Below are 14,084 nucleotides of genomic sequence, written 5' to 3' on the forward strand. Positions count from 1 at the left end.
TGGGGTCGCGCCGGCCGGCGTCGCCGCGCCGGCCGGCGTTGCCCCCGCGGTCGGCGTCGCGCCCGCCGCGCCGGCCATCACTCCCGCGGCGTCGGGCACCATCCGGGACTACTTCCGCGAACACAACGTCGCCATGGAGCCCCAGACCAGCAACGGGTTCACCGCGCTCAACATCGTGATGCCCATGCCCACCGGCTGGAGCCACGTGCCCGACCCCAACGTCCCCGATGCCTTCGCCGTCATCGCCGATCGCAGCGGAGGCGACGGCCTCTACACCTCGAACGCCGCACTCAACGTCTACAAGCTGGTCGGCGACTTCGATCCGCGCGAGGCCATCAGTCACGGCTTCATCGAGAACCAGCAGCTGCCCGCGTGGCGCTCCACCGACGGCTCCATGGCCGACTTCGGCGGCATGCCGTCGTCGATCATCGAAGGCACGTACCGGCAGAACAACATGACGCTGAACACCTCGCGCCGCAACGTGATCGCGCAATCCGGGGCCGACCGCTACCTGGTCACGCTGTCGGTGACGACGAGCGCCAACGTCACGGTGGCCGCCGGTGAGGCCACCGACGGCATCGTCAACGGCTTCCGCGTCAGCGCTCCCGCTCCCGCTCCCGCCGCGCCGCCGGCCATCCCCGGTCTGCCGCCGCTGCCGGCACTGCCGCACCTGCCCGGCGTGCCCAGCTAGCGCTGCCGGATTAGGCGCCCGCGCCTGACCACTCGTATCCTCGACCGCATGCTGATCGCCGCGGTGCTGTGCCTGTGCGCCGCCACCGTCGTGGCCGCATCCGGGCTGTGGCAGCTCACCCGCACCCGGCCGGGTGACGCCGTCGCCGCCGTGTTGCGCGCAGTCGCCCCGACCCAGCTGGCCGGTGCCGTCATGATGGCCGCCGGTGGCGCCGCCGCCCTGTCGGCGCCCGCGGGTGCGGCCGTGCTGCTGCTGGGACTGTGCGTCGCCGGCGCCATCGGCACCATCGCCGCCGGGTGGTATCAGGCGGCCAAGGCCGTCGCCCGCACCGAGGCGCGCCAGGCCGCCGGCCGGTCCGGGGGCTGCGGCAGCGCGTGCGCGTCGTGCACGCTGTCCTGCAAGTGATCTAGTTGCGGCTGACGTCGATGGGATGGGTCGCCAACATCGCCGTGGGCAGCGGCTGACGCCGCAACACCCGCCCCCACAGGTCGACCCGCGGTTCCACCAGCACGTCGGTGGGCAACGCCGACGACACGATCCAGTCGTCGCGCTCGATCTCACCCTCGAGTTGCCCGATGGTCCACCCGGAGTAGCCCGCATAGATGCGCACGCCCTCCACTGCGGGGGCCACGTCGTCGGGGTCGGCGTCGAGATCCACCATCGCGATGCGCCCCTGCACGTGCCGCAGCCCGGGGACGTCGCCGGCGTCGACCCCGGGGCGCAAGCGGGCCAGACACAGCGCCGCGTCCCGCTTGACCGGACCGCCCACGAACATCGTCTTCGGCTTGGCGGCCAGCTTGGTCCACTGCGGCAACACGTTGTAGACGGCGGTCTCGCTGGGCCGGTTCAGCACCACGCCCAGCGTGCCGCCGTCGTTGTGCTCGACGACGTAGATCACGCTGCGCCGGAACGTGGGCTCGAGCAGATCCGTGTTGGCCAGCAGCAGCGTGCCCGCCCGGACACGCTGCGGCGCAGGAGCCAGGTAGTCCTCCGGGTCCTCTGACTGCGCCACCCGACCATCATGACACCCGCGGCAGCCGCTCGGGGCGAACGGGCGCGGCGATGCTCGGGACTTTTGGAAAGATTCAGGGGTGGACCCGGATCGCCCGGAAATCCGACGACGGAGCAGGATCGATCAGGTGGCAGGCACGCGAAGGCATACGGTGCTGTGGCGGGCCATGCGTGCCCTCCCGGAGTTCCGTCGGCTGGTCGAACTGAGGGTCGTCAGCCAGTTCGGCGACGGGCTGTTCCAAGCGGCGCTCGCGGGCGCGCTGCTGTTCAATCCCGAACGCGGGGCCACCCCGTGGGCCATCGCGGGCGCGTTCGCCGTGCTGTTCCTGCCGTACTCGATCCTCGGACCCTTCGCCGGTGCCCTGCTCGACCGGTGGGACCGCCGGCTGGTCCTGGTCGGAGCGAACGCCGCGCGCGTGCTGATGATGCTCGCGGTGGCCACGCTGCTGCTCGTCGGCGTCGGCGACATCGGCATCCTGTGTGGGGCGCTCATCGTCAACGGATTCTCGCGCTTCGTCTCGTCGGGTCTGTCCGCGGCACTGCCCCACGTGGTGCCCCGGGAGCAGGTGGTCACCATGAACTCGCTGGCCACTGCCGCAGGCGCGGCGGCCGCGTTCTTCGGTGCCGGCTTCATGCTGGTGCCGCGCTGGCTGTTCGGCGCCGACGACACCGGCGCGTCGGTACCAATCTACTGCGCGGTGCTCCCCGTGGCGTTGGCACTGGTGTTGTCCATCCGATTCCGGCCGCACGTGCTCGGGCCCGACCACACCCGCCGCGAGGTGCACGGATCCGTGCTCTACGTGGTGGCGACCGGCTGGGGCTACGGGTTGCGGGCCGTCGCCGGGGTGCCGACGGTCGCGGCGACGCTGACCGGGCTGGCCGCCCACCGGTTCGCGATCGGGATCAACACGCTGCTGGTGCTCATCCTGGTGCGCCACGGCGACGCCGACGCCGACGTCGCCGGCCTCGGTCTGGGCACCGCCGCCGTGTTCGTCGGCTCCGTCGGAGTCGGTGGCTTCGTGGCGAACCTCCTCACGCCGTTCGCGGTGCGACGCTGGGGGCGCTACCGCACCGCCAACGGCGCCCTCGCGCTGGCGGCGGGCGTGCAACTCTGCGGTGCCGGACTGGTGCTTCCGGTGATGATCACGTGCGGTCTGCTGCTCGGCACGCTGGGCCAGATGGTCAAACTGTGTGCCGACACGGCCATGCAGATCGACGTCGACGACGCCCTGCGCGGTCACGTGTTCACCGTGCAGGACTCGCTGTTCTGGGTGTCGTTCGTCGGGGCCATCGCCGCGGCGGCGACCGTCATCCCCGGTAACGGCGACTCGCCCGGTCTCGTCGTCGCCGGCGCATTGGCCTACCTGCTGGGCCTGTTCGGTCACCTCAGCCTGGGGCGCCGGTCCAAGCCGGCGCCGTGACCACCGCGGTCTAGGGTCACTCGAGTGGCCACCGACGTCCTCACGAGCACCGTCAACGATCTCCGCGACGAGAGCGCCGACCTCGACGCGCTGGTCGCCGACCTACCCGCCGACACATGGCGGACCGCCACGCCCGCCGCGGGCTGGACCATCGCCCATCAGATCGCGCACCTGCTGTGGACCGACCGGGTGGCGACACTCTCGGTCGGCGACGAGCCCGCGTTCGCCGCGGTGGTCGCCGAGGCGGGCAAGAACCCCCTCGGCTTCGTCGACGACGGTGCCGAGGAACTGGCTCGCACGCCCCCCGCCGAACTGCTCGCGCAGTGGCGTGCGACCCGCACCGCACTGCACGACGGTCTGCTCCACGTCGCCGACGGCAGAAAACTACCCTGGTTCGGACCGCCGATGAGCGCGCCGTCGATGGCGACCGCGCGGTTGATGGAGACCTGGGCGCACGGGCTCGACGTCGCCGACGCCCTCGGGGTGCGGCGGCCACCCACCCCTCGGCTGCGTGCCATCGCCCACCTCGGCGTGCGTACCCGGGACTTCGCCTTCACCGTGCACGGGCGCACCCCTCCCCCGGCACCGTTTCACGTGAAACTAACGGCACCGGACGGCAGCGCCTGGACGTGGGGGCCCGACGACGCCGAGCAGCGCGTGACGGGGTCGGCCGCGGACTTCTGCATGCTCGTCACCCAGCGCAGACCGCGGGCCGACCTCGACGTCACCGCCGAGGGTGCCGACGCGCAGGAGTGGCTCACCATCGCGCAGGCGTTCGCGGGGCCGCCGGGGGCCGGCCGCGGCTAACGGAATCGCCCGCCGGCCCACCACGTCAGCACGCGCCACGCCGCCAGCGTGAGCCACTTCGACGGTTCACCCTCGGGCACGTCGACGTCGAACCACGTCCGCCCCGGGAGCCGCTCGCCCTGCAGCCAGCGGCCGTCGGGGCCGCCTGCCGCGCGGACGATCTCGACCGCGTCGGCCAACCGCGGGTCCAATGCCACGCCGTCGTGCGCCGCCGCCACCCGGAAGTGGTCCAGCGCACCCAGCACGCTGTACATCCAACGCTGCGGATACCGGAACCGGTGCGCCCACGACCCGACGACGCCGCCCGTCGACAACCGCCGGTCCAGACGGCGAACCAGCAGGTACTCCTCACCCGCGCGCCGCGGCCCCGCGGCCGCACCGGTGGCCTGCTCGTGGGCCAGCAGGCCCCGGCACGCGTTGAGCGTCGAGTGGAACGACGACCGCGTCGAACCCTCCACCCACTCGCAATTCCACCCGCCGTCGGCCAGCTGGTGCTCGCCGAACCACGCCGCCAGACCGGCGACGTCGACGCCCAACCATGCGCCGTTGGCCAGCGTCCACGCGTTGATGCAGACGTCGACCTCCCCGTCCCAGTACGGCAGGTCCTCGTACTCCCAGCGGGCGTTCGCGGCGATCAGTTCGGCGGTCCGGCGAGCCCGCAGCACCTCGGCGTCGACGCCCCACTCCCGCAGGTCGTTGAGCGACCACGTGGTGGCCGTCCACGGCTGGCCTTCGGTCTCCATGGCGGCGACGTCGAAGTCCGCGGGAAAGAACGCGCCGCCGTCCCACAGCCCGGTGCCGACGTCCTGCAGCGCCAGCAACCGCGCGCCGAACCCCTCGACGGCGACGCGCGCCCGCGTGGCCTGCCACGTCGGATCCGGCGCCCCCAGCAGGTCGCGCTCCACCTGCCAACGCAACGCCGGGTCGGAGTCCAGCAGCCAGGCCAGCACGTCCGCCGGCATCTCGATGGGCAGCTCTGGCATCTCGCTGGGCGCCACCCGCCCAACCTAGCGAGGCCGCCTACGGTGTCCCCGCCGAATCGGCGAACCCGTCACTGTCGACGTCGCCGAGCATCAGGTCCCAACGTCCGTCACCGTCGGCGTCGACGTAGGCCCGGCCGCCGTCCCGCCCGCCGTCCCGGCCGTCGTCCCGGCCGTCATCCCGCCCGCCGGTGAGGACGCGATCGGCCAGGCCGTCGCGATCGTGGTCCAGCAGCCGGTCGTCGGCCTGGCCGTCGCCGTCGAAGTCCACCAGCGGTCCGCCCGTCGCCTCGACGCCGTCGAGACCAAACCAGCGCAGTGCCGCGCCCCGCTGCGCCGCGACCGCCCAGGTACCCGAGCCGTCGTCGGTGAACCGCGCCTCCCCCGCGCCGACGTCGAGCACCAGGTGATCGGCGTGCCCGTCGCCGTCCAGATCGGCCAACGCGTCGTCGGGCCTGCCGTCCCCGTCGAAGTCCAACCCGATTGCGTCGAGCACGCCGTCGGCGTCGACGTCCAGCGTCGGCTCCCCCGGCCAGACGACCGCGTCGCCCAACCCGTCACCCATGCAGTAGTCCACGTGCATCCCCTCGATCCCCTCGACGAGGTTGGACGCATCAGGTCTGCCTGGCGTTCCACCACTTCTGCAACTCGGCGACGGCCTCGTCGTGGTCCAGGGGCCCGCGGTCGAGCCGGAGCTCCTTGAGGAAGTTCCACGCCTGCCCCACCACCGGACCCGCCGGGATGTCGAGGATCGCCATGATCTCGTTGCCGTCCAGATCCGGGCGCACGCGCGCCAGATCCTCCTTGGCCGCCAACTCGGCGATGCGGTGTTCGAGGTCGCTGTAGTTCGCCTGCAATCGCGCCGCCCGACGCTTGTTGCGCGTCGTGCAGTCGGCGCGCACCAGCTTGTGCAACCGCGGCAGCAGCGGACCGGCATCGGTGACGTAGCGCCGCACCGCCGAGTCCGTCCACGTGCCGTCACCGTATCCGTGGAACCGCAGGTGCAGATACACCAGCTGCGAGACGTCGTCGACCATCTGCTTGGAGTACTTCAGCGCCCGCATCCGCTTGCGGGTCATCTTCGCGCCCACCACCTCGTGGTGGTGAAAGCTCACGCCGCCGTCTTGCTCGTGCCTGCGGGTGGCGGGCTTGCCGATGTCGTGCAACAGGGCCGCCCAGCGCAGCACCAGGTCGGGGCCGGCCTCCTCGAGATCGATGGCCTGCCGCAGCACCGTCAGGGAGTGCTGGTAGACGTCCTTGTGCTGATGGTGCTCGTCGATGGCCATCCGCATGTCCCCGACCTCGGGGAGGACCTCGGCACCCAGCCCGGTCCGGACCATCAGGTCCACCCCCGCCACCGGGTCGGCGCCCAGCAGCAGCTTGTCGAGTTCGGTGGCCACGCGCTCGGCGGTGATGCGCCGCAGCTCCGGGGCCATCCGCGTCATCGCCTCGGCCACCCGCGGGGCGGGCGTGAACTCCAGCTGGGAGACGAACCGCGCCGCTCGCAGCATCCGCAGCGGGTCGTCGCCGAATGACACCTCGGGGGCCGACGGCGTGTCGAGGATGCGCTCGGCGGCCGCGCTCAACCCGTCCATCGGATCGTGGAATCGGCCGACGCCGCCGGGCTGGTCGGGGTCGACGCGCACCGCCATCGCGTTGACCTTGAAGTCGCGCCGCACCAGGTCGTCGGCGAGGCTGTCGCCGAACTCGACGGTGGGGTTGCGCGACACCTGGTCGTAGCTGTCGGCCCGAAACGTCGTGATCTCGATCCGGTTCGCGCCCTTGGCGGCCCCGATGGTGCCGAACTCGATGCCGGTGTCCCACAACCCGTCGGCCCACCGCCGGATGATGCGCGCGATGGCGTCCGGGCGGGCGTCGGTGGTGAAGTCCAGGTCGTTGACCGGTCGGTTGAGCACGGCGTCGCGCACGCTGCCGCCGACGAGGTACAGCTCGTGCCCGGCCGCGGCGAACAGCGCACCCAATTCGGTGAGCACGGCCTGGTGCGGCGCGAGGCTGCGCATGGCGGCGGCGAGCAGCGCTGCTTCCGCACTGGGGTCGGTCGGCACGTTCGGTGAGCCTACTGGGGCGTCGGCGGTGGCACGGGCCGTGGGGCCCGCGGCGGTACCGGCCACGGGGCGGACCGTAACGAGTGCGCATCAGCCCGGCGCCTTCGGCCAGTGGCGCCCAGGTCCAGAGGAGGTGGCAGCTACTATCGCTTGGGTGTCGGAGGGCGAACAGGCCAAACCACGACGGCGCCGGGGAAGGCGCCGCGGCCGACGCTCGGCAGGTCCGCCCCAGAGTGCCGCCCCCAACAGTGCCGCCCCCAACGCCGCCGCCCGCAACGCCGCGCCCGCGCCCGGCACCCCCGTCGACCCCGCAACCGGGCCGCCGCCCGCCGCCGACGCACCCCGCCCCGTGCCCAGGGCGGTGCCAGCACCCGGCCCCCGGGGCGCGGCCACCGCCCGCCGCCCCCACGACCGGCTGCGCACCGTGCACGAGACCTCTGCGGGCGGCCTGGTGATCGACGGCATCGACGGCCCCAAGGACGGGCAGGTGGCGGCGCTGATCGGCCGCGTCGACCGCCGGGGCCGCATGCTGTGGTCGCTGCCCAAGGGCCACATCGAGATGGGTGAGACCGCCGAGCAGACCGCCATCCGCGAGGTCGCCGAGGAGACCGGCATCCGAGGTGACGTACTGGCCGCGCTGGGCAGCATCGACTACTGGTTCGTCACCGAGGGCCGCCGCGTCCACAAGACCGTGCACCACTACCTCATGCGCTTCCTCGGCGGAGAATTGTCCGACGAGGACGTCGAGGTGACCGAGGTGGCGTGGGTGCCGCTGCGCGAACTGCCCTCCAAACTGGCGTACGCCGACGAACGCAAGCTCGCGCAGGTCGCCGGCGAACTCATCGACAAGCTGCACACCGACGGACCGGAGGCACTGCCGCCGCTACCGCGCACGGCGCCACGCCGCCGGCCCCAGACGCACTCGCACACCCGCAACCGGCGCACCGAGGAGCCCCCATCACCGAAGCCCGGCCGGCGGGCGAACGGCTGCGGTCAGGGCCCATGATCGAACGCGCGGCGCGGGTGACGGCCTCTCCGATCGCCCTGCGGCTGCTGGTCGCCGTCCTGTGCCTGCTGCTGGCGGTGGCGCCTGCCCTGCTGGCCCCCGGCGCGGCGGCTGCCCCCGGCGGCACCCAGTTCCTCAAGATCAGCATCGAGACCGTCACCCCCGACATCGTGAGCACCGCCGGTCCCCCCGTGGTCACGGTCTCGGGACGGGTGGCCAACATCGGCGACCGATCCGTGCGCGACGTCGTGATCCGCCTCGAGCACGGCGACGCCGTCACCGCCTCGGCCGGGCTGCGCACCAGCCTTGCCGGGGGGCTCGAGGAGTACCAACCCGTCGCCGACTTCATCACCGTGGCACCGGAACTGAACCAGGGCGACAGCGTGCCGTTCACGCTGTCCTATCCCGTGCGCGGGACCGGCGGGCCGTCGTTGCGCATCGCCGAACCGGGCGTCTACCCGCTGCTGGTCAACGTCAACGGCACCCCCGACTACGGCGCCCCCGCACGCCTGGACGACGCCCGTTTCCTGCTGCCGGTGCTGGGGGTACCGCCGGACCCGCAGGAGGCGGCCGCCGACGCGGCGAACCCCCTGGCCGCCGTCGTGGCGCCGGACACGTCGCGCCCGGTGCGCATCACGATGCTGTGGCCGCTGGCCGACCGTCCCCGGCTGGCGGCCGGGGTTCCGGGCGGCACGACGCCCGCCCGGCTCGCCGACGACGACCTGGCGACCTCGCTGGCACCGGGCGGCCGGCTCGACACCCTGCTCTCGGCCGCCGACTTCGCGACCAGCCCACGGGTGGATCCATCGGGTCAGGTGCGCAGCGCGATGTGCCTGGCCGTGGATCCCGACCTGCTGGTGACGGTCAACGCGATGACCGTCGGGTACGTCGTCGTCGACTCCCCCGACGCCGGCCTGACCGGGACGACGCATCCGGGTACCGGCCAGGAGGCCGCGGTCAACTGGTTGAGCCGGCTGAAGGCGCTGGCGCAGCGGTTGTGCGTGACGTCGTCGGTGTACGCGCAGGCCGATCTGACCGCGTTGCAGCGCGTCGGCGACCCCGGGTTGTCCTCGATCGCGACCGTCGACGCCGCCGACGTGGTGGATCAGATCCTGGGCGTGCAGTCGGTGCGCGGTGCGACGCTGGTGGGCGACGGCGCGTTGACGGGGCCCGCCGCGCGGTTGCTCGCGGACCGCGGGCCGACCGTGGCGATCGCCGCGCCGCAGTACGTGGCGCAGGATGCCAACGGCGTGCCGCCCCAGGTCGACCTGACGCCGCAACGCTACGGACCGCAACTGGTCACCGCGCCGTTCGATCCGACGGTCGGGGCGGCGCTCGCGGGCGCGGGGACGCGCCCGACGACGCCGTCGTACCTCGATCCGTCGCTGGAGGTTCCGGTGGCGCACGACTCGCCCGTGGCGCGCCGCCAGGACGCGGTGGCCGCGATCCTGTGGCGCGGGCTGCGCCCGGCGGCCCAGCCGCGCACCGAGATCCTGATGCCGCCGCTGGTGTGGGACCTGCAGCAGGAGGACGCCGCGGCCGTGCTCTCGGCGCTGGCCACCTCGATCCACTCGGGTCTGACGACCCCCCGCCCCCTGACCGCGGTGGTCGACGAGAGCGAGGCCGTGGGTCCCCCGACCGACCGGACGCCCGCGGACGCCTTCGGCAATCCCCGCGCGACGTTCACGGCCGGGGTCACCGGCGAGATCGCGTCGGTGACGGGACGGCTGTGGGGGTTGACCGCAGCACTGACCACCGACCCGCGTACCGGCCTGACCGGCGCGCGCTACACCGCGCCGCTGCGTGAGGACATGCTGCGCGCGCTCAGCCAGTCGGTCCCCCCCGATGCACGCAACGGGTTGGCCGAGCAGCGCATCCGCCGCACCGACGCCACCGTCGACGACCTGTTCAACGCCGTGACGATCGTCAACCCCGGCGGCTCCTACACCTTGGCGACCGAGCGCAGTCCGCTGCCGCTGGCCCTGCGCAACGACCTTCCCGTCCCCATCCGCGTGCGCCTCGACGTCGACGCCCCACCGGGGATGACGGTGACCGACATGGGTGTCATCGAACTGCCGCCCGGCTACCTCCCCCTGCGGGTGCCCATCGAGGTGCACTTCACCCAGCGGGTCGCCGTCGACGTCGCCCTGCGCACCGCCGACGGGCTCCCGCTGGGCGAGCAGGTCCGCCTGTCGGTGCACTCGAACGCCTACGGCAAGGTGCTGTTCTTCATCACGCTCACCGGCGGCGTCGTGCTGGCGCTGCTGGTCGGCCGCCGGTTGTGGCATCGGTTCCGCGGCCAGCCCGACCGGGCCGACCTCGATCGTCCGCCGCGCCGCGACGCCGAGCGGGGCGATCCGTTGGAGACCGCCATCGCCCACGGCGGGGACGACACGTGACCACGCCGCGTCGGCCCGCTCCCGCCCCGCCCCGCCAGCGCATCCCCCGGGGCCCCGCCCCGCGTCGTCGTGCGGGCAAGGCAGGCCCCGTCCGCGAGGAACTGTCGGACGCGGCGGTGGTGTCCCGGTCGTGGGGCATGGCGTTCGCGACGTTGATCAGCCGCATCACCGGGTTCATCCGCATCGTGCTGCTGGCCGCGATCCTGGGCGCCGCGCTCTCCAGCGCGTTCTCGGTGGCCAATCAGCTGCCGAACATGGTGGCGGCGCTGGTGCTCGAGGCGACGTTCACCGCGATCTTCGTGCCGGTGTTGGCACGCGCCGAGCGCGACGATCCCGACGGCGGAACGGGTTTCGTGCGCCGCCTGGTGACGTTGGCGACGGCGCTGCTGCTGGTCACCACGATCCTGTCGGTGGCCGCCGCGCCGCTGCTGGTGCACCTGATGCTGGGCGACGACCCGCTGGTGAACCGGCCGTTGACGACGGCGTTCGCGTATCTGCTGCTGCCGCAGGTGATCTTCTACGGCCTGTCGTCGGTGTTCATGGCGATCCTGAACACCCGCAACGTCTTCGGTCCCCCGGCCTGGGCGCCGGTGGTCAACAACCTGGTGGCGATCGCGACGCTGGGTCTCTACGTGCTGGTGCCCGGTGAGCTGTCGCTCGATCCCGTGGAGATGGGCAACGCCAAGCTGCTGGTGCTCGGCATCGGCACCACGCTGGGGGTGTTCGCCCAGAACGCGGTGCTGTTCGTCGCGATCCGGCGGGAACGGGTCAGTCTGCGCCCGCTGTGGGGCATCGACAAGCGGCTGAAGAAGTTCGGCATGATGGCGCTGGCGATGGTGCTGTACGTCGTGATCAGCCAGATCGGCATGATCGTCGGCAATCAGATCGCCAGCGGCGCCGCCGCGTCCGGGCCCGCGATCTACAACTACACGTGGCTGGTGTTGCAGCTGCCGTTCGGCCTGATCGGGGTGACGGTGCTGACCGTCGTCATGCCGCGGCTGTCGCGCAACGCGGCGGCGGGTGACGGGCCCGCCGTCCTGGCCGATCTGTCGCTGGCCACCCGCCTGACCATGGTGACGCTGATCCCGGTGGTGGCGTTCATGACGGTCGGGGGGCCCGCGATCGGCAGCGCGCTGTTCGCGTACGGCAACTTCGGCGCGACCGACGCGGGCTACCTGGGCATGGCGATCACACTGTCGGCCTTCACGCTGATCCCCTATGCGATGGTGCTGCTGCAGCTGCGGGTGTTCTACGCCCGCGAGCAACCGTGGACGCCGATCGCGCTGATCCTCGTCATCACCACCGTCAAGATCGTCGCCTCGCTGGCGGCGCCGCATCTGACCGACGACCCCGACCTCGTCGCCGGCTACCTGGGTCTGGCCAACGGCCTCGGCTTCCTCGCCGGCGCCACCCTGGGCCACGTCCTGTTGCGTGCCAACCTCAAACCGCCGGCGGGGCGTCTCATCACGCTGCCGGTGATCCGCACCATCCTGGTCACCATCGCCGGGTCGCTGGCGGCGGGCCTGGTGGCGCACGTGATCGACCAGCTGACGGGCCTGGAGACGCTCACCGAGTCGGCGGGCGCCGGCGGTTCCCTGCTGCGCCTGCTGGTGCTCGGCCTGGTGATGTTGCCGATCATCGGTGCGGTGATGGTGGCGGCCAAGGTGCCCGAGGCCGCTGCTGCGCTGGCGTTCGTGCGGCGCCGACTGGGTCGCGGTACGGCGTCGACGCCTGCCGCCGCATCGGCTCCCGCGGCGCTGTCCGGCGGCACGGTGAGCGGTCCGCGAGGACCCTCGGCGGCACCGGCCGTCCCGCCTGATCGGCGACACCCCTTCCCGTACCCTGAGCACATTGATTCGCATCCGCGAGCCGCCGGCCCGTCCCGGCCGGCCCCGCGGGTGATCCCTCCGGCAGGAGTTGCCGGAGTCCCTCCGTGGAAAGGACCAGCGGTGAGCGACGACTCCGCACACGGTTCCGCGGCGGGCGCCGACGCCGGAGCCACCACGCGCCTCCCGGTGCCGTCGGCCGACGACTTCGAACCCGACGTCTCCGATCACGAGTCGGCGACGGCGTCGGTTCCGGTGTCCGGCCGCCCACCGGCCGACTACGCCGGGGATCCCACGCGCGAGCCCATGACGTTCGGCGTGCCCAGCGAGCCCGCCATCGAGGCCGCCACCGACGACGAGGTGCACCTCATCCCCGGCGCCACCATCGCGGGCGGTCGCTACCGGTTGCTCGTCTCCCATGGCGGACCACCGCACCTGCAGTTCTGGCATGCCCTCGACACCGCACTCGACCGGCAGGTGGCGTTGACGTTCGTCGACCCCGACGCGCAACTGCCCGACGCCGAGTTGCAGGAGATCCTGGCCCGCACCCTCAAGTTGAGCCGGCTCGACATGCCCGGTGTGGCCCGGGTGCTCGACGTGGTGCACACCGGTTCCGGCGGGTTGGTGGTCTCGGAGTGGATTCGTGGCGGGTCGCTGGTCGAGGTGGCCGAGACGGCCCCGTCGGCCATCGGCGGTGCGCGGGCCATCCAGTCGCTCGCGGCGGCTGCCGAAGCGGCCCACCGGCTGGGTGTCGCGCTGTCGATCGATCATCCCGGCCGCGTCCGCGTCAGCATCGACGGCGACGTCGCGCTGGCCTTCCCCGCCACGCTGCGCGAGGCCACCCCGGAGGGTGACATCAGGGGCATCGGCGCCGCGCTGTACGCGCTGCTGGTGAACCGCTGGCCGCTGCCGGAGATCGGGTCGCCCAGCGGGTTGGCACCTGCAGGCAAGGACACCGCCGGTCAGGCGCAGGAGCCGCGCGCCATCGATCGGGACATCCCGTTCCAGATCTCGGCGGCGGCGGCGCGGGCCGTTCAGGAGAACGGCGGCATCCGCACGGCGGGCACGCTGCTGAACCTGCTGCAGCAGGCGACGGCCGTGGCCGACCGCACCGAGCTGCTCTCCCCCGTGAACGGGCCGGACGGTTCCGAGGGCGGCGCGCCCGACGGCGCGGTGGGCAGCGGTGCTGCCCTGAGCAGGCGGCGCAAGGGCCTGATCATCGGGTTGGCGGTGGGCGCGGTGATCCTCGTCGGCGGTCTGGTGGCGTTGGCGTCCGCCCTGCGGGGCGTGTTCGGCGACGTCGGCGGCGGCATCGACCGTCAGCAACTCGGTCTCAACGCGCCCACCAGCGAGACCAGCACCGCGAACACCGGTGTGGTGAAACCCGTTCGCGCAACGGTGTTCTCACCGGGCGGCGAGGCGGACAACCCGCAGGACGCGGGGCTTGCCATCGACGGCAACCCGGCGACGGCGTGGCCCACGGACACCTACAGCGACGCGGCGCCCTTCCCGTCGTTCAAGAGTGGCGTCGGGCTCATCCTGCAGCTGCCCGAACCCACGGCGGTCGCGTCGGTGACGCTGAACCTCAACAGCACCGGCACCTCGATCCAGATCCGCTCCGCACAGTCTGCGACGCCCGCGGCGCTGTCGGACACCACCGAACTCACGCCTCCGACGCCCATGCGGCCGGGGTCCAACACCATCGACATCGCCAATCCCACGCCGACGTCGAACCTGCTGGTGTGGATCACCACGTTGGGCACCGTGGACGGCAAGAGCGAAACCGCGCTGTCGGACATCCAGCTCAAGACGGCAGGCTGAGTTCGGGCGCCCAAACTGGTGTCACGAGGGGGCCTCGAGCCGACCTAGGGTTTTGC

General features: G+C 72.4%; 11 protein-coding genes. 7 read left to right on the forward strand and 4 right to left on the reverse strand.

Translation table 11 applies throughout. The features are described from left to right. Window positions 1-691, forward strand: a 691-nt coding sequence (locus AC30CM_RS15685; RefSeq protein WP_490117821.1) for an LpqN/LpqT family lipoprotein, incomplete at its 5' end; no start/stop codon positions are given. Between the two features lie 48 nt (window positions 692-739). Next, window positions 740-1,096: a hypothetical protein gene (locus AC30CM_RS15690; protein WP_490117822.1), complete on the forward strand. Its 357-nt coding sequence runs from the start codon at window positions 740-742 to the stop codon at window positions 1,094-1,096. Between the two features lies 1 nt (window position 1,097). On the opposite strand, the gene AC30CM_RS15695 is transcribed toward AC30CM_RS15690, so the two are convergent. After that, a complete protein-coding gene (locus AC30CM_RS15695; RefSeq protein WP_490117823.1) occupies window positions 1,098-1,703 on the reverse strand; it encodes a YqgE/AlgH family protein in 606 nt (201 codons plus the stop codon). 127 nt (window positions 1,704-1,830) lie between these two features. On the opposite strand from AC30CM_RS15695, the gene AC30CM_RS15700 reads away from it, so the two are divergent. Both AC30CM_RS15700 and AC30CM_RS15705 read left to right on the forward strand, forming a co-directional pair. Next, complete coding sequence (locus AC30CM_RS15700) at window positions 1,831-3,123, forward strand: MFS transporter (RefSeq protein ID WP_490117824.1); 1,293 nt, start codon at window positions 1,831-1,833, stop codon at window positions 3,121-3,123. A gap of 24 nt (window positions 3,124-3,147) precedes the next feature. Next, window positions 3,148-3,930, forward strand: a complete 783-nt coding sequence (locus AC30CM_RS15705) for a TIGR03084 family metal-binding protein (RefSeq protein ID WP_490117825.1) — start codon at window positions 3,148-3,150, stop codon at window positions 3,928-3,930. On the opposite strand, the gene AC30CM_RS15710 is transcribed toward AC30CM_RS15705, so the two are convergent. The 3 genes from AC30CM_RS15710 to AC30CM_RS15720 are packed head-to-tail and all read right to left on the reverse strand — an operon-like array spanning window position 3,927 to window position 6,931. Then, window positions 3,927-4,928, reverse strand: coding sequence for a squalene cyclase (locus tag AC30CM_RS15710; protein WP_490117826.1), 1,002 nt, complete (start codon window positions 4,926-4,928; stop codon window positions 3,927-3,929). The two genes, AC30CM_RS15705 and AC30CM_RS15710, sit on opposite strands and share 4 nt — an antisense overlap. Window positions 4,929-4,950: 22 nt before the next feature. Continuing rightward, entirely contained in the window at window positions 4,951-5,487 is a 537-nt protein-coding gene (locus AC30CM_RS15715; RefSeq protein WP_490117883.1) for a pullulanase, read from the reverse strand. A gap of 37 nt (window positions 5,488-5,524) precedes the next feature. Further along, window positions 5,525-6,931 carry a CCA tRNA nucleotidyltransferase gene (locus tag AC30CM_RS15720; protein ID WP_490117884.1) on the reverse strand — a complete coding sequence of 469 codons (1,407 nt, stop codon included), beginning with the start codon at window positions 6,929-6,931 and terminating at the stop codon, window positions 5,525-5,527. A gap of 199 nt (window positions 6,932-7,130) precedes the next feature. On the opposite strand from AC30CM_RS15720, the gene AC30CM_RS15725 reads away from it, so the two are divergent. The 3 genes from AC30CM_RS15725 to murJ are packed head-to-tail and all read left to right on the forward strand — an operon-like array spanning window position 7,131 to window position 14,028. Beyond that, on the forward strand, window positions 7,131-7,982 hold the full coding sequence (locus tag AC30CM_RS15725) for an NUDIX hydrolase (RefSeq protein ID WP_490117827.1): 852 nt from the start codon (window positions 7,131-7,133) through the stop codon (window positions 7,980-7,982). Next, complete coding sequence (locus tag AC30CM_RS15730; protein ID WP_490117828.1) at window positions 7,979-10,381, forward strand: DUF6049 family protein; 2,403 nt, start codon at window positions 7,979-7,981, stop codon at window positions 10,379-10,381. The genes AC30CM_RS15725 and AC30CM_RS15730 overlap by 4 nt, the downstream gene beginning before the upstream one ends. Further along, window positions 10,378-14,028 (forward strand): murein biosynthesis integral membrane protein MurJ, encoded by a 3,651-nt coding sequence (gene murJ / locus AC30CM_RS15735; protein ID WP_490117829.1) that lies wholly within the window; start codon window positions 10,378-10,380, stop codon window positions 14,026-14,028. The genes AC30CM_RS15730 and murJ overlap by 4 nt, the downstream gene beginning before the upstream one ends. Window positions 14,029-14,084: the final 56 nt, after the last annotated feature.

The sequence above is a fragment of the Mycobacterium sp. DHQP2018-32-09 genome (genome assembly GCF_058148405.1).

Bases quoted from the DNA above. Each gene is read 5' to 3' on its own strand.
- AC30CM_RS15690 (WP_490117822.1), top strand. From the start codon at position 740: ATGCTGATCGCCGCGGTGCTGTGCCTGTGCGCCGCCACCGTCGTGGCC.
- AC30CM_RS15720 (WP_490117884.1), bottom strand. From the start codon at position 6,931: ATGCGCAGCCTCGCGCCGCACCAGGCCGTGCTCACCGAATTGGGTGCG.
- AC30CM_RS15730 (WP_490117828.1), top strand. From the start codon at position 7,979: ATGATCGAACGCGCGGCGCGGGTGACGGCCTCTCCGATCGCCCTGCGG.